This is a genomic window from bacterium, assembly GCA_030685015.1.
GTDB lineage: Bacteria > CAIWAD01 > CAIWAD01 > CAIWAD01 > CAIWAD01 > CAIWAD01.
The window spans coordinates 23,207-43,559 of sequence record JAUXWS010000044.1; the positions used below are offsets into that span (position 1 = coordinate 23,207).

At 68.0% G+C, this 20,353-nt stretch carries 18 protein-coding genes; 10 read left to right on the forward strand and 8 right to left on the reverse strand.

Annotated elements, in window-relative coordinates; translation table 11 throughout:
• Positions 1–79 precede the first annotated feature (79 nt).
• The 10 genes from Q8O14_05935 to Q8O14_05980 all read left to right on the forward strand — a co-directional run bounded on the left by Q8O14_05935 (position 80) and on the right by Q8O14_05980 (position 11,473).
• Positions 80–550 carry a DUF494 family protein gene (locus Q8O14_05935; protein MDP2360276.1) on the forward strand — a complete coding sequence of 157 codons (471 nt, stop codon included), beginning with the start codon at positions 80–82 and terminating at the stop codon, positions 548–550.
• An 80-nt stretch (positions 551–630) separates the two neighbouring features.
• Positions 631–3,000 (forward strand): type I DNA topoisomerase, encoded by a 2,370-nt coding sequence (topA, locus tag Q8O14_05940; protein MDP2360277.1) that lies wholly within the window; start codon positions 631–633, stop codon positions 2,998–3,000.
• Between the two features lie 73 nt (positions 3,001–3,073).
• Entirely contained in the window at positions 3,074–4,030 is a 957-nt protein-coding gene (locus tag Q8O14_05945; protein MDP2360278.1) for a tyrosine-type recombinase/integrase, read from the forward strand.
• Entirely contained in the window at positions 4,027–4,320 is a 294-nt protein-coding gene (raiA, locus tag Q8O14_05950; GenBank protein ID MDP2360279.1) for a ribosome-associated translation inhibitor RaiA, read from the forward strand. The genes Q8O14_05945 and raiA overlap by 4 nt, the downstream gene beginning before the upstream one ends.
• 134 nt (positions 4,321–4,454) lie before the next feature.
• Positions 4,455–5,441 carry an HPr(Ser) kinase/phosphatase gene (gene hprK, locus Q8O14_05955; GenBank protein MDP2360280.1) on the forward strand — a complete coding sequence of 329 codons (987 nt, stop codon included), beginning with the start codon at positions 4,455–4,457 and terminating at the stop codon, positions 5,439–5,441.
• A complete protein-coding gene (locus Q8O14_05960) occupies positions 5,438–5,845 on the forward strand; it encodes a hypothetical protein (protein MDP2360281.1) in 408 nt (135 codons plus the stop codon). The genes hprK and Q8O14_05960 overlap by 4 nt, the downstream gene beginning before the upstream one ends.
• Before the next feature lie 131 nt (positions 5,846–5,976).
• Entirely contained in the window at positions 5,977–6,510 is a 534-nt protein-coding gene (locus tag Q8O14_05965; GenBank protein ID MDP2360282.1) for a hypothetical protein, read from the forward strand.
• 61 nt (positions 6,511–6,571) lie between these two features.
• Entirely contained in the window at positions 6,572–7,054 is a 483-nt protein-coding gene (locus Q8O14_05970; GenBank protein ID MDP2360283.1) for a PTS sugar transporter subunit IIB, read from the forward strand.
• Positions 7,055–7,524: 470 nt separating this feature from the next.
• A complete protein-coding gene (locus Q8O14_05975; GenBank protein MDP2360284.1) occupies positions 7,525–9,474 on the forward strand; it encodes a T9SS type A sorting domain-containing protein in 1,950 nt (649 codons plus the stop codon).
• A gap of 85 nt (positions 9,475–9,559) precedes the next feature.
• Positions 9,560–11,473: a T9SS type A sorting domain-containing protein gene (locus Q8O14_05980; protein ID MDP2360285.1), complete on the forward strand. Its 1,914-nt coding sequence runs from the start codon at positions 9,560–9,562 to the stop codon at positions 11,471–11,473.
• 310 nt (positions 11,474–11,783) lie between these two features.
• Here Q8O14_05980 and Q8O14_05985 read toward each other — a convergent pair whose 3' ends face one another.
• The 8 genes from Q8O14_05985 to Q8O14_06020 form a co-directional block, all read right to left on the reverse strand.
• Positions 11,784–13,847 carry a T9SS type A sorting domain-containing protein gene (locus Q8O14_05985; GenBank protein ID MDP2360286.1) on the reverse strand — a complete coding sequence of 688 codons (2,064 nt, stop codon included), beginning with the start codon at positions 13,845–13,847 and terminating at the stop codon, positions 11,784–11,786.
• A 114-nt stretch (positions 13,848–13,961) separates the two neighbouring features.
• Positions 13,962–15,317 carry a hypothetical protein gene (locus Q8O14_05990; protein MDP2360287.1) on the reverse strand — a complete coding sequence of 452 codons (1,356 nt, stop codon included), beginning with the start codon at positions 15,315–15,317 and terminating at the stop codon, positions 13,962–13,964.
• A 171-nt stretch (positions 15,318–15,488) separates the two neighbouring features.
• Positions 15,489–15,668: a hypothetical protein gene (locus Q8O14_05995; GenBank protein MDP2360288.1), complete on the reverse strand. Its 180-nt coding sequence runs from the start codon at positions 15,666–15,668 to the stop codon at positions 15,489–15,491.
• A gap of 100 nt (positions 15,669–15,768) precedes the next feature.
• Complete coding sequence (locus tag Q8O14_06000) at positions 15,769–17,475, reverse strand: T9SS type A sorting domain-containing protein (GenBank protein ID MDP2360289.1); 1,707 nt, start codon at positions 17,473–17,475, stop codon at positions 15,769–15,771.
• 136 nt (positions 17,476–17,611) lie between these two features.
• Complete coding sequence (locus Q8O14_06005) at positions 17,612–18,025, reverse strand: hypothetical protein (protein MDP2360290.1); 414 nt, start codon at positions 18,023–18,025, stop codon at positions 17,612–17,614.
• Entirely contained in the window at positions 18,022–18,210 is a 189-nt protein-coding gene (locus Q8O14_06010; protein ID MDP2360291.1) for a hypothetical protein, read from the reverse strand. The genes Q8O14_06005 and Q8O14_06010 overlap by 4 nt, the downstream gene beginning before the upstream one ends.
• A gap of 77 nt (positions 18,211–18,287) precedes the next feature.
• Positions 18,288–19,157 carry an SPFH domain-containing protein gene (locus Q8O14_06015; GenBank protein MDP2360292.1) on the reverse strand — a complete coding sequence of 290 codons (870 nt, stop codon included), beginning with the start codon at positions 19,155–19,157 and terminating at the stop codon, positions 18,288–18,290.
• A gap of 143 nt (positions 19,158–19,300) precedes the next feature.
• On the reverse strand, positions 19,301–20,314 hold the full coding sequence (locus Q8O14_06020; protein ID MDP2360293.1) for a hypothetical protein: 1,014 nt from the start codon (positions 20,312–20,314) through the stop codon (positions 19,301–19,303).
• Between the last annotated feature and the right edge of the window lie 39 nt (positions 20,315–20,353).

Genomic DNA, 20,353 nt, shown 5'->3' on the forward strand with positions numbered 1-20,353 from the left:
CGGGGTCCCGGCGGGCCGGCGGCTTGGCCCTTCGCGGAGCGAATCCTATTATCCGCGGGCAAGACAACCGGAAAGGTCCATGAGTCCACGATTCGCCCAGCTGCTCATCCACCTGCTGCACCGCTTCTTGGAGTTGGAGCCCGGCATGGAGCTGCGCCCCGATCTCCTGGCCGAGGAGCTGGGGGCCATGGGCTACGGCCAGGAGGAGATCTCCCAGGCCCTGGGCTGGCTGCTGGACAGACAGGAGTATGCCGAGGAAAGCGAGTTCGACCGGGTGGTCCACACCGCCAGCCGGCGGGTGCTCCACGCGGCGGAGAACCATTACCTGACACCCGAGGCCCGTTCCTTTCTGGCGGAACTGCAGAATCACGACCTGCTGGATCCCGGCGAGACGGAGGCGCTCATCGAGCGTGCCATCTGGATGCAGCGCGCCAGCGTGCCCATTGACGACCTGAAGTCCTTTGTCAACACCTACATGCTGGGTCAGGGCCGCCTTGATCCCGGCCAGCAGAGCCGGGTGGTGCTGCCCTTCCATGCCAGCAGGCACTGATCGCCCGCCGGGCGGCCTCAACCCGAGTCCATCCGATCCCCTGCCCGGGGCCCGGACCTAGCCAGAGAATCCCAATCGAGATGTCCCACACCCTCGTCATTGTCGAATCCCCCACCAAAAGCAAGACGATCGGACGCTATCTGGAAGGATGGCAGCCGCACCGCTTCCGGGTGGCCAGCAGCGTGGGCCACGTCGTCGACCTGCCCGAGCGGGAGTTGGGCGTGGACGTGGAGCAGGGCTTCGAGCCCCGCTATGTCAACGCCCCGCGCAAGGCCAAAGTGATCGCCGAGCTGCGCAAGCTGGCCAAGGAGGCGGACGAGGTGTTGCTGGCCACGGACCAGGACCGCGAGGGGGAGGCCATCGCCTGGCACATCGCCAACCTGTTGCGCTCCTCGCTGAAGAAGTCCGTGCCCGTCCACCGCATCCGCTTCAATGAGATCACCAGACAGGCCATCGTCGCCGCCGTGCAGCAGCCGGAGGCGGTGGACCAGAACCGCGTGGACGCCCAGCAGGCCCGCCGCGTGATGGACCGCCTGGTCGGCTACCAGGTCAGCCCCATCCTTTGGAAAACGGTGAGCCGCGGCCTCTCCGCCGGCCGGGTGCAGAGCGTGGCCGTGCGTCTCATCTGCGAGCGGGAGGAGGAGATCCAGGCCTTCGTGCCGGAAGAGTACTGGTCCTTCACCGGACACTTCCGCAGCGCCGCGGGCGAGGACTTCGAGGCCGAGCTGCAGCGCATCTTCAGCGACGCCGGCGCCGCCCGCCATGAGGCGGCCCAGGCCAAGGGGGGCGAGAAGCCGGAGGTGCGCAGCGGGACCGAGGCCCAGGCCCTCAAGGAGGAGATGGAGGCCGCCGCCTGGCGCGTGCACGCCATCAACGAGAAGCAGGTGGCGCGCAAGGCCCCCGCCCCCTTCACCACCAGCACTCTGCAGCAGGACGCCGCCCGCCGCCTGGGCTTCAGTCCGAAGAAAACCATGATGGTGGCCCAGCAGCTCTACGAGGGCCTGGAACTGGAGAACGGCGAGCGGGCCGGCCTCATCACCTACATGAGGACGGACTCCGTGCGTCTGGCCGACAGCGCCGTGGAGGAGGCCCGCGCCTTCCTGGCCAAGCGCTACGGGCCGGCCGTCGTGCCGGACAAGCCCGTGCACTTCAAAGGCAAGGGAAAAGCCCAGGACGCCCACGAGGCGGTCCGGCCCACCAGCCTGGCCTGGTCGCCGGACCAGTTGGCGCACAGCCTCAACCGCGACCAGCTCCGCCTCTACACCCTCATCTGGAACCGCTTCCTCGCCTGCCAGATGGTGCCCGCCCTCTTCAACCAGCGCTCCATCGACCTGCTGGGCGGCCGCTTCCTCTTCCGCGCCACGGGCAGCGTGCTGGTGCGCAAGGGCTATCTGGAAGTCTACGAGGACATGCCCGAGGAGAAGGCGGAGGGCGGCGAGGCCGGCCGGCCGCGCGCCGTCCGCGCCCGCAGCGGGGCGCCCGCCGTCCGCGAGAAAAGCGTGCCCATCCGCATCGCCGAGGGGGAGGAGGCTGCCCTGGCCGCCCTGGACAGCGAGCAGCACTTCACCAAGCCGCCGGCGCGCTATTCCCAGGAGAGTCTGATCAAATCGCTGGAGGAGCTGGGCATCGGCCGGCCCTCGACCTACGCCTCCATCGTCGACATGGTCCTCAAACGCAAGTATGTGGAGCTGAAGGAGCGCCGCTTCTGGCCCACCCCGCTGGGGATCACGGTCAACCGCATCCTCGTCACCCACTTCGCCGCCATCTTCAACGTGGATTTCACCGCCCAGATGGAGCTGGAGCTGGATTCGGTGGAGTCGGGACGGAACTGGCGCGAGGTGGTCCAGGATTTCTACGGCCCCTTCGCCGCCGCCCTGGGCGCCGCCGATTCGGCCCGCGCCGAGATCCGGGCCAGCACGCGCGAGGAGGTGGGGGAGGCCTGTCCGGACTGCGGCCAGCCGCTGGTCTACAAGCATGGCCGCAACGGCCGCTTCATCTCCTGCACCAACTACCCGGCCTGCAAGTATTCGCGCAATCCGGGCGAGAGCGGACAGGCCGCCCAGGTCACGGACGAGGTCTGCGCCAGCTGCGGCGCGCCCATGGCGGTCAAGCATTCGCGCTATGGACCCTTCCTGGGCTGCAGCCGCTACCCGGAGTGCAAGCAGACGATGCCCTTCGACCTGGGGGCGGCCTGCCCGCGCCAAGGCTGCGACGGCAAACTGACCGAGCGCCGCAGCAAGAAGGGGCGGACCTTCTACGGCTGCACGCGCTTCCCGGCGTGCGACTTCGCCAGCTGGGACCGGCCGGAGCTGGTGGCCTGCCCCAGCTGCGACTGGCCCTGGATGGGGCGCAAGACCGGCCGCGACCGCGACCATGAGTTGACCTGTCCGCGCTGCGGCATGAAGCAGGACGCCGATCTGCTCCAGCAGCACGCCGCCGGCGATTCCTGACCACGAGGCGGGCGCGGGTCAAGCCGGGGACCCCGCCTGCCGATCTTGACAGCAGTGGTGTGAAAGGCGACGCGTGGACCATCCGCCCCTCAGCCCTTCTGCGTGGACCCTGCTGGATGCCTTCCTGGACCACCTGACCCAGGAGCGCCGCCTCTCCCCCGCCACGCGCCTGGCCTACGACCGCGACCTGCGCGGCTATCTCCAGGGCCTGAGCCCCGAGGCGGACCCCTTCGCCCCCGACGAGTTGCGCGACCATCTCAGCCGGCGCCTGCGGGAGGGTCTCTCGCGCCGCAGCGTGGCGCGCTGCCAAGCCGCGATGCGCTCCTGGTGCCGCTGGCTGCAGTCCCGTGGCCGGCTGGAGCGCAATCCGGCCGCCCTCCTGCCCGCCCTGCGCCAGGAGAAGCGCCTGCCCGAGGTGCTGAGCGAGCGCGAGGTGCGCGAGGCGATCGAGGCGGTGCCCACGGCCGACTTCGCCGACTGTCGCGACCGCCTCATCCTGGAACTGCTCTACGGCACCGGCATGCGACTGGCCGAGCTGACCCGGCTCGACCTGCGCGACCTGGGCGGCGAGCTGGTGCTGCTCTTCGGCAAGGGCGCCAAGGAGCGCCTCGTGCCCCTGGGGCGGGAAGCCCGCCGCGTGCTGGAGGCCTGGCGGCCGCATCGACGCGCCCTGTTGGCCCAGGCCGGGCGCCCCGAGGAGCCGGCCCTCCTCCTCAACCGGCGGGGCGGGCGGCTGGGGCCGCGCTCGGTGGAGCGCCTGGTGCAGGCCCGCCTGGCCCGGGTGAGCCGCCTGCGCCGCCTCTCGCCGCACCTGCTGCGGCACAGTTTCGCCACACACCTCCTGGACAGCGGCGCCGAGCTGCGCGTGGTGCAGGAGCTGCTCGGCCACGCCTCCCTGTCCACCACCCAGATCTATACCCATGTCAGCGTGAAACACATGCAGGACATCTACCGGCAGGCCCATCCGCGGTCGGGAGGACTGCGCCGCGGGGGAACGCCGGACGGTCCCAAGCCCGAGGAGGAAGCATGAAGACGACAGTGACCTCGCGCCATTTCAGGGCCAGCGACAAGCTCAAGGCTTATGCCGAGACGGAGGTGTCGAGGCTGGACAAGTACTTCGACAGCATCCTGGAATGCGACGTGGTGCTGGAGTACGACGCCCGCCAGAACAAGACGGCGGAGGTCGCCATCCGCGTGCCGGGCGAGCAGCTGCAGGCGGCGGAGACAAGCGAGGACTTCCAGAAATCCCTCGACCTGGCTGTGTTGAAGCTCGAGAAGCAGGTGGTGCGCTACAAGGAGCGGCTCAAGAAGAAGCACTGAGCGGCGGACAGGGCCGCGGATGGCGGCAAGACCGGAGCCGGCGGGGCTCCTGGTGGCGTGCGGGTGAGGCCGGCCCGGCCGTCCAATTCGGCGCGGGTCCATCCGTGTTCAAGGACTGAAAGGGACGCTGTCGAATGCCTGAAGACATCACCCCCAAGCGCCTGAGCGTGCGCCAGCTCTTCGAGGAGGAGCAGGGCGAGCTGCGGCTCACCTTGCTCACCGATCCGCTCCATCTGGGGCGGGAGATCCTCCAGAAGAACCTGCACCGCCCCGGCCTTGCCCTGGCGGGCTATTTGGAGCTCTTCACCCACGACCGCATCCAGGTGTTGGGCAACACCGAGATTTCTTATTTGCGCTCATTGACCCGGGAACAGTGCCGCGAGGCCTTCGCCCGTGTCTTCCGCTTCGATATCCCCTGTCTGGTCATCACCAACAGCAACTCGCCGGTCAACGACACGGTGGAGTTGGCCGAGGGGGCGGGCGTGCCCGTCTTTCAGTCGGAACTGAGCACGACGGAGCTCTACCACCTGCTCTCCGACTACCTGGACGACTTCTTCGCCCCCCAGGAGACGCAGCACGCCACGCTGGTGGACGTCTACGGCACGGGCCTGCTGCTGACAGGCAAGAGTGGCATCGGCAAGAGCGAGGTGGCGCTGGACCTGGTGGAGCGCGGGCACCGCCTGGTGGCCGACGACGCCGTGCTGGTGACGCGCAAGGCGGACCGCATCCTGATGGGATCGGGCAACGACCTGCTCCAGCACATGATGGAGATCCGCGGCCTGGGCATCATCGACGTGCGGCAGATCTACGGCATCAGCGCCGTGCGCATGCAGAAGCGGGTGGAGATGATTGTCGAGCTCTGCCTGTGGGAGGAGCGGGGCGATCTGGACCGCACCGGCCTCGAGAAGGAGACGGCCACCATCCTCGGCATCGAGCTGCCCCTCATCCGCCTGCCCATCTTCCCGGGCAAGAACATCACGGTCATCTGCGAGACCCTCGCCCTCAACCACCACCTCAAGGTCTATGGCTACGACAGCTCCCTGGAACTGAACCGCCGCCTGCTGAAGACGATGGAGGACCGCCGCCGGCTGCGCGCCTATCTGCGGCGGGATCCCGAATGAGCCTGCTGCGCGTCCTGGTCGTGACGCACGGCGAGCTGGGCCGGGCCTTGGTGGAGGCGGCCCTCCTCGTCGCGGGGCCGCGGGAGGGCGTGGCCGCCTTGAGCAACACGGGGCTGTCGCGCGAGGGGCTGGTCGAGGCGGTGCTGGCCCACATGGCGGCCTTGCCCGCCGAGGACAGTCTGCTGCTGCTGGTGGACGCGCCGGGGGCCTCGCCCCACATCGCCTGCCGGCTGGCCCTGGCCCGCCAGCGCGAGGAGCGGCGCCCCCGCCTGCTGGGGCCGGTGACCGGCGTCAACCTGCCCCTCCTGCTCACCTTGCTCAATCGGCGGGAGACGACGGCGCCGGCGGACTTGCTGCCCCTCCTGCTCGACCGGGGGCGGGCGGGGATCCAGTTGTCGGAGTGAGCGCCGCCGGCGCTGGGTCCATGGCTGAGGGAGGATGGCCGGCACGAATGAACGCACATGAGCCCGAATCAGCGTCCCCGCTTCAGGCCGCGGCCACGGGCCGGGACACTGCGTTGACCCAGGAGGCGCCCATGGAGAGCCCGGACCGCCCAGCCGCCCGCCGCCCGGGTCTGCGGCCGGAGATGCTCGTCGCGGTGTTGGCCGTGGTGATCAGCCTCTCAACCCTGGCGGTCTACGTCTACCAGTCCAGCCTGATGAAGCAGCAGCAGCAGATGTCGGTCTGGCCCTACCTCGTCTTCGGCCCCTCCTGGGGCGAGGACTACCTGCGCGTCACCTTGGTGAACAAGGGCATCGGCCCTGCCATCATCCAGCACATCGCCTGCAGCGTGGACCAGCAGCCGCTGGCCGACCTGCATGGGATCATGGGCCTGCTCCCGGACTCCCTGCGGGTGCCCTACCGCTACTCGTCGCTGTGGCCCGGCCAAGTGGTGATGGTCGGTGAATCCATGGATCTCCTCACGGTGGAGGATCCGGTCGCCGTGCGCCATCTTTTATCCCGCTTCCAGAGCGAGGGCATCCGTTTCGAGATCTGCTACGCCTCGGTCTATGGCGAGACCTGGACCAGTTTTGGCACGGGAGTCCGGGCCGGAGCCTGCGGAGATTGAGCGGGGACGCCCGCGCCGGATGCTGACCGCCACGCGGCCAAGGTGGCAAGGGAAGGATGGCATGAGCGCGACACCGCATTGGATCCTGCGCATCGACGACCGTCTGGTCCACGGGCAGGTCTGCGTAGGCTGGTGCGACGCGCTGGGCATTCCCCGCCTGGTGCTGGCCGACGACGCCATCGCCGCCAGCGACTTCGAGCGCGAACTCTATGCCTGCTGCCCCGCCGCCGGCCAAGTGCTGGAGTTTCTGGGTCTGGCCGAGCTGGCCGCCGCCCTGCGCCAGCCACCGCCCGCCACCACCCTGGTCGTGCTGCCCGGCACGGCCGAGGCCCTCCGCCTGGCGGAGCTGGGCGCCCCCCTGGCCGAGATCACCGTGGGCGGCCTGCACGACCAGCCCGGCGCCCGCCAGCTGGCCGACTATCTCTTCCTCACCCCCGCCCAGGAATCCGACCTGCGCGCCCTGCTGGCCCGTGGCATCCGCCTGGTGGGCCAGCCGCTTCCCTCCAGCCCCCGCCTGGATGTGGGGCGCCTGCTGGCCGGGTAGGGAGAACGCGCACCCGGGGGAAGACCAGGGCAGCACCAGGGCAACACCAGGGCAACACCAGGGCAGCACCTGGGCAACACCAGGGCAGCACCAGGGCAACACCAGGGCAGCACCAGGGCAACACCAGGGCGGTCTTAATGCCAGTCAGCCAATCGCCTGGCCGACTGTCCATCCGGCGTTGCGCCCATGCCAGTTTTCTGTTGCGCAACGGCAGACAAAGTGCCAAGCTATGGCGGCCCCCCAGCAGCCTGGAGTCGCCATGCGCCTGTCCATCCCACTCCGCGCGGCTGGAGTGGACTGCTTGGTCCGCCATGTATCCCGCCCACAATCACCACAGAGTGTTCCCGGCGGAGGCCCACACGTCCAGCAGCGAGGAACAGGCTGGGCGGTGGGCCTGCACCTCTTGGTGCTGAGGCATGCGTCCGGGGTGGAAACGAGAAAGCTGCTGCTCTTGAAATGAGGAGGACACCATGCAGACCCGAGGATGCCCAATCCTGGCTCTGGCTCTGGCCCTGGCCCTGGCCCTGGTCCTGGTCCTGTCGCACTGTCCGGCTCTCATGTCCCAGGGGACAAACCTTGCCTACTACGATTACGTGTCCAATGGTGAATACAGCCCGGAAAATGGTTCGATGGCCCTGAAGGGCCGTCCCTATCAAGGACGCGTGCACATCAATGGGCAGGGTCACTTCAGCGTGTTCCCCCCCCACCCCATCTTCATGGAGACTTACTCCCAGTCGGGAGACCAAGTCCTCAACGTCGCGCCAGGACAATACTCAGAATACTTCATCGGCGGAGTGCTGCTGGCGCACGCCCCCATGGGCTTCGACCACTCCGCCGACATCGTGGTGATGCAAGAACTTTGCCTGCCCGCCCACCGCTGGGCCGCCACCCTGGACAGTCTGCATCTCACCACGGTCATCCGCTTCGACGGCCCCCTCTACCACGCCGCCCAGTATGCCGAGGCGCAGGTCGCCGGCGGTGACACGCTCTGGCAGGTGCCGTGGACGACCCAGTCCCTGCCCGGTCCCGCCGAGCCCCAGCTCATCTGGGTGGAAGGCGTGGCGCGGATCAAAGGGGTGGTGGCAGGGCGGGTCACTGTGCTGGCCAGCGATTCCCTCTTCATCATGGGCGACCTCATCACCGTGGACACGGACACCCTCCACCACACGGATCCCGCCCTCTTCGGCACCTCGCCGTCAGGGTCCCCCCATCGCATCGGATTGGTCGGGGAGAAGGATGTCATCATCGCCGCCACGCTGGAGAACGGCTTCGCCGATGGGGCCAACAGCCCCCAGACCACCTGCGGCCTGGCCAATCGCCCCGTGCTGTGGGGTTCCGGGCACGACCGGCGGGATGTGGTCATCCAGGCCTCCATCCTGGCTCTGGGCTGCACCTTCACCACCGAGTTCTGGAAAACCACCGTCTGGGGCGTGACTCCTCCGCAGCCCTTCGCCCAGTACTACAAGTGTGGCGGTATAAACTACCAGGAAGTGACCATCTGGGACACCGTGCCGGGGGGCGCCAACCCCGATTGCTTCGGCACCTCCTCCCTCAGTGATCGGAGAGGGACCCTGTGGTATCACGGGTCGCTGATGGTGAACTCCCCGGGCTATCATGAGCGAGCCTCAATCGGGCTTTGGTATCCCGCCACGATCGGCTATCAGGTCCAGAACATCCGTTACGATGCGAACCTGAGGACCTCAGCACCTCCCTTCTGGCCGGATGTCTACTGGCAGTGCGGCGTGGAGCCACTGCTGTCGACCGGCGCGCACAGCGGCTGCGGCCTAACATTGCCCGCCGAGGACTTCCAGTCGGACTGGGACTCCGGAGCCATCTCGCTGCTGTTCAGCGCTGTGGGCGAATGGTGGATGGACAGCCTGGCGGTGCGCACCTGGATCAATGGCGAATTGGTGTCGCGCGAGGTGCTGCCCCTTCTAAACGGCGGTCCGCCCTTTACATGGACGCCCACGCTTGACCTGTCCCCCTGGCTTGATGAGCCTTGCACGATCCATCTGGATGCGGTCTGGACAGATTGGGTCAGGACGACCGACTTGATCTGGATCCCCCTCCGCCCGGACGCGCCCTTCTGGAACGATGGCGGCCAGCTGTGCAGCTGGACCGTCCAACCAACCGCCCAGCTGACCCCTGTGGCGCCGGCCGTCATCGCCCTGTCGGAGGCCTGGCCCAACCCCTTCAACCCGACGACCCGCGTCGAGCTGAGCCTGCCCGCCCCCGAAGCCGTCCGCCTGGAAGTCTTCGATGTGGCCGGCCGCCGGGTGGCGCTGATCCACGACGGCCCTCTGCCGGCGGGGAGCCACGCCTTCACCATCGACGGCGCGGGCTGGGCGGCGGGATTGCATCTGCTGGTGGTGAAACACAGGGGTGGGACGGAAACGCGCAAGCTGTTGCTGTTGAAATGAGATGTGTCGAGGACAGGCTGCTGGCGGGTGGAAGGCCCGGGTCCGTCATCAGATTGGGACACTTGGTCCCCGCAAAGGAGAGCCCATGAAACACTTGTGGTACGCGGTGATTTCCACTCTCCTCCTGATCCAATCGCCCCAGCCAACGAGGGCGGAGAGTGTGGCCTCCCTGCATTATCTGACAATGTTCGAGGTCACGCCCGAGGGAAGCCACGTCAATTACCTGCCCCTCCATGGCCGGACCCACACCAATGGGTACTTCGACTTCTCCCAAGACAGCCCAGGTCCAGTCGGCTGGACCACCCAGGTGGCCCCTCCCCTGCCCGGCGGGCCGTCGCCCCTGGTGGACTGGTCAATCTTCCATTGTCTGCATGATGCAGCCTCCTTCGATTTCAGCAGCCTGGTGGCGCACCTGCGTGTCGACTGCGGCACCCAACACCATTGGGCCGCCATTGAGGGCGCCCTGGCACTTACCACCCTCCTGCGCTTCGACGGCCCCGTCTACCATGCCGCCCAATACGCCGAGAGCCAGATCGTCGATGGCGACACCACCTGGACAGTGCCCTGGTCAACCCGCGCGCTCCCCCAGCCCCCAGGCGAGGCCCCGGTGATCTGGATCGAAGGCGTGGGCCGCATCAAGGGCGTGGTGGAGGGACGGGTCACCGTGCTCTGCAGCGACTCGCTCTTCGTGATGGGCGACCTGATCACGGCCGACACGGACATCAGCTCCTGCGGCAACGAGGAGTTGTTCGGGACGGTGCCGGCCGGATCGCCCAACCGGATCGGGCTGGTGGGCGAAAAGGATGTCATCATCGCCGCCACGCTGGAGAATGGATTCTCCAACGGTGCCAACGGCGGACCGACCTGCGGCATGGCATCCAGCCCGGTCGTGACCACCTGCGCCCAAGGACGACAGGATGTCATCGTGACGGCGGCGATCCTGGCCCTGGGCTGTTCCTTCGAAGTGGAGTTCTGGAAAACCACCGCCTGGCGCGCCAACATCCCTCCCGTCTCACCGCAAAACATTTGCTGGGGCGGGTGGAACAACACCGAGGTCACCGTCTGGGACACAATTCCGGGGGGTGAACACCCGGACTGCCAGGGTGCCGATGGCTTGTTCGATCGGCGAGGCACCCTGTGGTTCTGCGGTGCCCTCTGCGCCTACCAACGGGGCTTCACGGTGCGCTACGGCGACACCCCCTGGGGCGACAACGTCATGATTGGCTACACGGCCAAGGTCTGGCGCCCGGATCCCAACCTGGCCGCTGACCCGCCGCCCTATTGGCCCGACCTGCGGTGGATCTCCCCGGTCGCCCTGGACGTGGAGCTTGTCACAAGCCCCGCCACCTCCTGCGGCAGCGTGGTGGAAACCGGACTTTTCCTCGCCGACTGGAGCGCGGGCCTGGTCGGCCTGCAGGTGGAGGTGCCGCCCGGCAGCTGGGAGGATTCGCTGGCCGCGCGTGTGGTCCTGGTCCGCGGCGGCCTGGAACAGACCCTGGAAGAGGCTCACCTGCCCATCGCCCATCCGGGTGCGAGCTGGGTGCCCACCATCGACCTGGCGCCCTGGCTGGATCAGCCGGCCAGCCTTCGCCTGGAGTTGTGGCGCACGGACATCCTGTGGATGTGGCCGGACATCCTGGTGGACGACGGACGCCGGCGACCGGTCTGGAACACGGACGGCGCCCAATGCACCTGGCAGCTGGACGCCCTGCCCGTGGCATCCTCCAGCGCGGCCACCGCTTTCACGCTCTCCGATCCCCGGCCCAACCCCTTCAACCCGTCGACCCGCGTGGAGCTGGGCCTGCCCGCCCCCGAAACCGTCCGCCTGGAAGTCTACGATGTGGCCGGCCGCCGGGTGGCGCTGACCCACGACGGCCCCCTGCCGGCGGGGAGCCACGCCTTCACCATCGACGGCGCGGGCTGGGCGGCGGGCCTGTACCTGCTGGTGCTGCGGCAGGGGAATGAACTGGACGTAAGAAAGCTGCTGCTGGTGAAATGACGGTCGGGCTTGACCCGCCCTCATCACCTGCCATACCGACTTGGCAAAAGCCTGGCACCGGCCACCCCACCTCCACCGCCTCGGCGGTGGAGGAGCAGAACGCCAGCACGCGGGAGGTCGCGGGCAACGTGCAGCAGGCAGCGGCCGAGGCGCGTGACGGGTCACAGGCCACGGGCAACCCTCATGTTCACCGAACTAGAGAAGTTCCCGGGGGAAATCCGCACCCGCTAGCGGTGCTGACTTCCACCATCAATTGGTTCCCTGCGGGGCACCCATCTGCAGGCCGGATCCAGTCGGTCCCTTCTTCCCATCACCTCAGCAGCAAGAGTTTCCGCACCCGGCTGTCGCCCGCCGCACTCAGGCGCAACAGGTAGGCGCCGGAGGCCAGACCGTCCGCCTCGAGGCGCAGCTCGTGGCGCCCCGGTCCGGTGAAGCCATCGACCAGGACGCGCACCAGGCGGCCCCTCACGTCAAAGAGTTCCAGGCGGGCCTGACCAGCCAAGGGCATCGTCCAGGCGATGGTGGTCGCCGGGTTGAAGGGATTCGGCCAAACTGGCCGCAGATCCAGGGAGATGGGACGTGGTGCCGGCGTCAGTCCGGTGTCCTCCGCCCATCCAACGACGCGCAGATCATCGAGATACCAGCCCTCCCGGTTGCTGCCGCTGTCGCTGCCAAAGCGGAAACGCAGCCGGACCGTGCTCCCGGCCCAGGCGCCCAGGTCGAAGTTTGCCTCGCTCCAATCGGCGCTGCCGCTGAAGCAGGGCGTGCCAGCGGGGAAAGGATGGGTGGTGGGCTCTCCCGCCGCCGTCAGATGGCGGAAATGGTGGGGGTAACCGCCCTCCGGCTCGACCTGCGTCCAGATGTCGCCACCGTCCGTGCTCAACTCCACCACGCCCCCATCGTAGGCCGAGTCGGGGTGGGCCACCGATGTCTCCGCATCCATGCGGTGCTGGAAGCTGAGGCGCGACCAGGGCCGCAGCAGGAGTTCGGGGCTGAGAAGGCGCGCGTCCAGATTGGTCCGGTAATCCCCGTTCTCGGTGCTGCCGCACTTCCAGGAGTGGCTGGGGCTGGCCGCGTCCTCCGTGCTCAGATGCCAGTCGTCCTGCCAACCGGCGGCTGCCCCGTGCCACCATCCCTCCGTTTCTCCCTCCAGGTCCGTCTCGAGGAGGGTCTCACGTGCGCCGACCGGCAAGGTGAATTCCAGGCTGACGGGACCCTGGGCCGTGGTCAGCGCCAGATTGAAGCGCTCATCAAAGAGAGGCGGGGCCGCCGCGGCGATGGAGCATGAGAAGGGCGTTTCCGCCACCGGGACCGCACTCTCACCTGGAGCCAAATCCGGCCAATCGGCCGTGTCGATCTCCATTTCCGTCCAGGCGCTGGCTGGTGAAAGCAATCCTTGGATTTGAGTCACCGGCAGCAAGCCCGTGTTGTGCAGGCTGAGACCCAGCACGATGAACTCCCCGGCTTCCGCCACGCCGTCCCCGTCCCCGTCCATGAACAGGTCGATCCCCTCCAACACCAGGCTGGGCGATTGAACAGCCAGCAACAGCTCCGCATCCAGGTCCAGCTCCCCCGCCGAGCTGGACACGTGCAGGAGCAGCTCCGCAACCTGATCATCCGGCAGGCTGGGATCCACGACCAGGGCATAGGGCGACTGACAGGTGCCCGTGCTTCCAGGGGGCAGCATGTCCCAGGTACTCTGGGCCTCGACCAGTTGCAGCCACGGGGAGCTTGACGCGAGGATCCCCGAGATGCCCGAGATCCACGTGCCTCCCGTGTTGTGCAAGGAGATGGAAAGCGTCACCTGCTCCCCGCCTTCCGCCAGACCGTCGCCATCGTCGTCCGACAGCACGGCGAGGCCCGCCACCGCCAGGGGTGGATCCGGGGGAGCCCCTTCCTCCGTCACCAGGGTGAGGGCCGTGGTCTGACCATTGGCGCTGCTGCCCTGATAAGCGCCGATGTAGAGGCGCGCCGTCCCCGCGCCCGCCGCGGGGGCGGTCCAGACGAAACTGGCCGAGTTCTGGCCGTTGGTGGAAAGATGGATGCCGTTGGTCTCGCCCGGCACATTGTAGGTGCTGGTGCCCTGGCCGCCGCTGAGCACGCCGGCGTTGCTGCTGCCCGCGCCCAGCCGGCAACTGCCGTTGAAACTGCGGATGCTGTTCCCGCTGGAGCGCGCGATGGTGACGGTGTATGGCGTGCCCGGCGTGTAGAGGGTCGGGAAACCGCTGACCGTCACCGTTCCATTGGAGCCGCCGTGGCAGGAGCTGGCACAGGTCTGGCGGCCAGGGGCCCCCGAATAGCCCGTGTAATTGGGGTAGCCCTCCGCCAGGCGGACAAGACCTGCGAACAACAACAGGACCATCAATCTCATCATCGCGCCTCCCTCCCATCCTTCCTCTGCCTTGCTGCGGACCTGCTGTGGGAGTTGGTGTCTGGCATCACGCCTGACACCAACCAAGGCGTGCAGATGGATCCACGCAGCGCTGGCTCAGCGCAGCAGCAGCACCTTCAGGTTGTTCGTCCCGCGGGCCGTCTCAAGTCGCAGGAGATAGAGGCCACCGGCCAGCCGGGCGCCGTCCAGCGTCAGCTCATGGCGTCCCACGGCGTGGCTGCCATCCGCCAACACCGCCACGCGGCGCCCCGCCAGATCAAAGAGGGCCAAGCGGACCGGCCCCGCCTCCGCCAGCTCGAAGGCGACACGCGCCGTGGGATTGAAGGGGTTGGGCCAAGCCTCCAGCAGCGCCAGGCTGCCAGGCCGCGGGGCGGGATCCGTCAGCGCCGTGTCCTCGGTGGGCGCCGCCAGGACCAGATCGTCGATGTACCAGCCTTCCAGGGCGCCTCCGTTGTCGCTGCCGAAATGGAACGCCAAGCGCACCGTCAGCCCGTTGAAGTCCGCCAGGTCGAAGACGGCCTCCTCCCAGGAGAAGCTGCCGCTGTAGCAGGGCGTCTGCCCGGGGAAATTGTGGCTGGCCGGATTGCCGCCGCCGGAGAGCGCGCGGAAGGCCTTGTTGTACCCGGTCAATGGAAGCAGCTGCGACCAGGTGGCGCCGTCGTCCAGGCTGATCTCCACCGTGCCGCCGTCGTAGGCGGAGTCGGGGAAGGTGCTGGAGATCTCCGCGTCCATGCGGTGCTGGAAGGTCAGGCGGCTCCAGGGCTGCAGCTCCAGCGGCGGGCCGACCAGGCGGCAGTCCACGTGGTTGCCGTAGGTGCCCGTCGAGGCGCTACCGGCCTTCCAGGCGTGGCTCGGACTATGGCTGTCCTCCGTGCTCAGGTGCCACACGTCGGTCCAGCCCGCCGTGGCGGCATGGCTCCAGTCCCCCGTGGCGGACTCGCAATCCAGGTCCCAATAGGGCTCGCGACGCCCCACCTCAAGGCTGAACTCCTGCACGGCGTTGCCCCGGTCGGTGCTGATCATGAGCCGGAATGGCAGGTCCATCGCCGCTGGTGCGCCCGCATCAAGATGGAAGACGAAGGGCGCCGCGCCGCCCTCCGTGGCGCCGGCCGTGAAATCCGGCCAGGCGATCTCGTCCTGGCTGAAACTGACCCACTCGGACGTGCTGGTCAGCTGGACCGAGACCTCGCCCACGGCCAGCTCCGAGCGGTTCTCCAACAGCACGTCCAGCTCGATCGTCTCGCCCGGTTCGGGCACGCCGTCGCCGTCACTGTCGGCCACGAGACTCATGTCGTGGAAGTAGAGGCCGGTGGGATTGGCCCAGGTCGCGATCGTCTCGTGCATCTGCTGGCCGAAGGCGTCGCTCCATCCCACCCAGTTGCCGCGCACGATGCCCAGGGGATCCAGGATGACCGAGTGCGGGATGTAGCCCTCGCCCCAGGTCTGGAGCAACCCGCCACACATGGTGAGGATGGGGAAGGTGGGGCCGTACTGCGACCAATGGGCGATGAGCGCGGCGGCCGAGGCGTTGTCCGTGTCGATGTGGACCAGGCTGAAGATCTCAGGATCGTAGACGGCCTGGAAGTCGGTTTGAAGGTGCGGAAACTCCGTGTTGCAGGCCGGTCACCACGTGGCGCCGAAGTTCACCAGGACCACCTTGCCCCGCTGGGCATGGAGGTTCCAGGTGTTGCCATCCGTGTCCGTGCAACTGAAATCGGGGGGCGTCGTGCCCACGGCGTGCGTGGCCAGGGCCGGGCCGGCGCAGGCCAGCGCCAGCAACAGGTGGGGGAACAGTCCGGGCATGGGGCCTCCGTTGGATGTTGGGGGACGAGGGGTGGGGCGGACACCGACCCACCCGCCCCCGCGCTTCAAGGCATCATGTGTTGTCGCTCGCGACTCCTGGTCAGCGCACCAGCAGCAGCTTCAGGCTGCGCGTCCCGTGGGCCGACTCCAAGCTCAGCAGATAGATGCCGCCCGCCAGGGAAGCGGCATCCAGCGACAGCTCGTGGCGGCCGGCCGCCCGGACGCCCTCGGCCAGCACCCCCACCTGCCGTCCCGCCAGGTCGAAGAGCGCCAGCCGCACCAGGCCCGCCTCCCCCACCTCATAGGCGATGCGCGTCGTGGGATTGAAGGGGTTGGGCCAGGCCTCCAGCAGCGCCAGGCTGCGCGGCCGCGCCAGGGGGGCCAGGCCCGTGTCCTCGGTGGGGGCCGCCAGGACCAGATCGTCCACGTACCAGCCTTCCTGGGAACCGCCGTTGTCGCTGCCGAAATGGAAGCCCAGGCGCACCGTCTCGCCATTGAACGCGGCCAGGTCGAAGACAGCCTCCTCCCACGGGAAATTGCCGCTGTAACAAGGCGTCTGTCCGGGGAAGTTGTGGCTGGCCGGATTGCCGCCGCCCGACTGGCCCCGGAAGGCCTTGTTGTACCCGGTCATGGGAAAGAGCTGGGTCCAGTTCGCCCCGTCGTCGAGGCTGATCTCCACCACTCCTCCGTCGTAGGCCGAGTCCGGGAAGGCGGCGGAGACCTCGGCGTCCATGCGGTGCCAGAAATGCAGGCGGCTCCAATTCTCCAAGGCCAGGGGCGGGCTGACCAGGCGGCAGTCCACGTGGTTGCCGTAGGTGCCCGTCGTGGCGCTGCCCGCTTTCCAGGCGTGGGTGGGGCTGTGGCTGAACTCCGTGCTCAGGTGCCACACGTCGTTCCAGCCCGCGGTGGCGGCGTGCGTCCAGCCCTCGCTGCCCTCTTCGCCGTTCATCGTCCAGTAGGCGACGCGCTGGCCCACTTCGATGGAGAAGCGGAGGACGGCCTCGCCCTGGTCGCAACTGACACTCAGCTCCAGGGGCAGGTCCATGGCCTCGGGCGCGCTCTCGGAGAGGGTGAGGGTGAAGGGCGCCGTGCCCAGCCCCGTCTGCCCGGGACTCATGTTCGGCCAGCCAATGACCCCCGGGGAGATGGTGACCCATTCCGAGGGGCTGTCCAAGGTGGCCGACACGTTGGTGGCGGCATTCAGGCCCATGTTCTCCAGCGTCACCGTGAGGCCCGCCACTTCACCCGGCTCGAAGACCTGGTCGGCGTCCCCCGAAGTGACGGTGACGGTGTGGCCCTGCACGTAGAGCCCGGTGGGGTTGATGTGGGCCAGGATTGTCTCGTGCATTCGGGGATAGAAGGGCTGGTAGAACCCGATCCAGTTGCCCCGCACGATGCCGATGGGATCCAGGACGACCGTGTGGGGGATGTACTCCTCACCCCAGTCCCCAAACAGCGTGCCACCCATGGTGAGGATGGGAAACTGGGGGTTGAAGAAGCCCCAGTAGGCGACCAGCTGCTGGGCCGTCTGGTTGGCCACGTCGATGTGGACCGCCGTGAAGACGGCCGGATCGTACCCGTCCACGAAATCCGGCTGGATGTGGGCGAAGGAGGAGTCGCAGGGCTGGGAGGCGGTCTGGCCGAAATTGATCATGACCACCTTGCCGCGCTGCCCGGCCAGCGACCAGGCGTTGCCCGCCGTGTCCGTCAAGGTGAAATCGGGCGGCTCATCCCCCACCGGGTAGGTGGCCAGGGCGGAAGCGGCGCAGCACAGCGCCAACAACAAGTACATCGGGCGTATCGACATGTGGACCTCCGGTGACGATGCAGGTGAGCGGTCCGTGGACCGGCGTCGCGCCATGGCGGGCGACGCCGCAAAGGTGGTGTGCGGGCGGGACGGTCACAAGGGAAAAGTCAACGGGAGGGACGGTCGTGATCCCTGGTCAGCCTGCGGACCAGGACCATCCCCAGGGGAAGGGCGATGAGGAGGCCAGGATGATCCAGACCAGCGGGTCGCCACTCTGGCCCTCCACCACCTGCGAGGCGGCCGGCTGCCCAGAAGGCGGGGTCCTGGTTTGCCACAGCCAGAGGAAGGCGGCCAGGGCAAGGGTCGCGCCCGCCAGCCCCAAACGCAGAGCCAGGGGCAAAACGGGCCGTCCGCCCGGCGCGTCGGCTCCCTCCGCGGCCTTGCCGTGCGCACGGCGGCCCAGCAGGGTGGCGGCCACGGCCAGCAGGGCGATGGCCGGCGCCCACACCATTCCCTCGCCGTCCGCCGCCGGCTGCCTGAATTGTAGAACCAGCAGGCCCAAGGCCAGGATCAGCAACACGATGATCATCCTGATGGTGCGCGGGTTCATGTCTCCTCCTCGTGTTCCGCCGGCGGGTTGTCGAGGCCGGGGCGGCGGCCTGCCTGGGCCAGGGCCTGCCGCAGCAGGTACTCGATCTGGCCGTTGAGCGAGCGCAACTCGTCGTCGGCCCAGCGCTGCAGCTCGGCGTGCAAGGTCGGATCCAGTCGGAGCAGGAATGCCTTGCGCTCGGCCATGCTCGTCTCGCGTGGTTGGTGTGGGCGGCGGACCGACGCAGGGACACGGCGCGCCGTGTCCCTGCGTCACCCCCGCGCTAGTTGTAAAGCGTTCCCGTGTTGACCACCGGCTGCGTGTGGCGATCGCTGCACAGCACCACCAGCAGGTTGCTCACCATCGCCGCCTTGCGCTCCTCGTCCAGCCGGACGATGCCACGCTCGTTCAGCTTGGCCAAGGCCATGTCAACCATGCCCACCGCCCCCTCCACGATCTGCTGCCGCGCCGCCACCACGGCGGCGGCCTGCTGGCGCTGGAGCATGGCGGCGGCGATCTCCTGGGCGTAGGCCAGGTGGCTGATGCGGGCCTCGATCACGCGCACGCCGGCCTTGTCCAACCGCTCGTGGATCTCCTGCTGCAGACGCTGGGAGACGGAGGCCGTGTCCCCGGCCAGGGAGATCACGTCCTCCCCATGGGAATCGTAGGGGTAGGTCGTGGCCAGGTTGCGCATGGCGGATTCGCTCTGCACATGGACGTAATTGACGAAGTCGTTCACCTCGAAAAGGGCCTCGGCGCTGTCCACCACCTGCCAGACGACCACGGCGGCGATCTCCACCGGATTGCCGTTGCTGTCGTTCACCTTGACCTTGTTGGTTTCGAAGTTGCGCACCCGGAGGGAGACCTTGGCCTTGCTGAAGAAGGGGTTGGCCCAGAGCAGACCCGGCTCCCGGACCGTTCCTGTGTAACGGCCGAAGAGCTGCAGGACGCGGGCCTCGTTGGGATTGACCATGAAGAGGCCGGCCAGGACCGTGAGGCAAACGAGCATGATCACCAGGGCGGCGATGGCCGGAAGCACTTGGTTGGTCCGGGCGCTCCAGACAACAGCATAGATGCAGAGGCCGATCAACAGCAGACAGGCCGTAACAATGGGATAGCCGCTGCGCGGGGCGACATGGATGTCCTTGACCATCACTCCTCCAGAATTGATAGCCTGATGATATCATATCAATATCGCCACGTCAAGCCCTGGTCAGGAGGCGAGGCTTCCTCGTGACGCGCCTGACGGCTGTACTTGGCTTTGCTTGGAGGGCGTGCGAGGTTGGAGTGGCCGGATCAGGCGAGGAAGGCGGCGATCCGGGCCAGCACCTCGCCGTGGCGCAGGATTTCGCCATGGGCCAGGGGCCGAACCGCGTCGCCGAAGATCTCGTGGGGCAGCTCCTGTCCCAGGGGGCGCTGGGCCGCCAGGGCCAAGCGTCCGTCGCCAGCCGTGCCCATCGTCAGGTCGACGGCATGGCAGGACATGCGCGGCCCTTCCATTCGACAGCGCAAGGGAGTGGGCAGACCCTGGCCGGAGACGATGAGCAGGCGCTTGTCCAGCTCCTCCAGCCGCGCGGCGAAGCCCAGCAGGCGGGCACGATCCCGGCGGGCGCCCTCCAGCAGGCGGGCCAGCAAGTGCGGCCGCCCCTCTCCCTCCAGCGCTTCCAGCGGCCAGTTCTCCAGGTCCAGCGGATCCAGGGCCAAGCCCTCGCTGTTCACCAGCAAGCCATAGCCGGGCACCGGCAAGAGGCGGTAGAGCGAGGGGAAGCCGCGCACCAGCAAGCCATAGGCGTTCCCGGTGGCGTCTCCACAGTCCGCTTCGCGATCGCAGCCCGAGAGGAGCACATGCTGGATGTCCAGGGCGCCGCCGAAGGAGGGCGCGGCCAGGACAAGGCGGCGGATGCGGGCGAGGGGCAGGGCGCCCATCATCACCAGCTCGCCCAGCAGATGAAGACCCATGCTGTGCACGACCACGTCCAGGCTGCCGTCGGGCAGATCCGCGGCCAGCTCCCGCACCACCCGGGACGGTTCCTGGCGCCAGTCCCAGGGGGGGGCGTGCAGGGGACCGCGGGCCGCGGCCCAGGACAGGAAGTCCCCGTAGATCTCTGGCTCCAGGTCGAGAGGAAAGACCGGGCGGGACGGGTCGGCGGGCAGGGGATCGCCCTGCTCCTCGTGATGCAGGCAGAGCAGGAAACCCAGGGGATGGGTCTCGTGGGCCAGTTCCCAGATGATCTCGGGTCCTGTCCCGCCGCGGATGGCCAGCCGCGATCCGCGGATGCCGTGCAGGAAGAGCAGGGGATGCGTGGTCATGGATCCAGTGTGGCGAAATCACGCCGAAAGGGCCAAGCG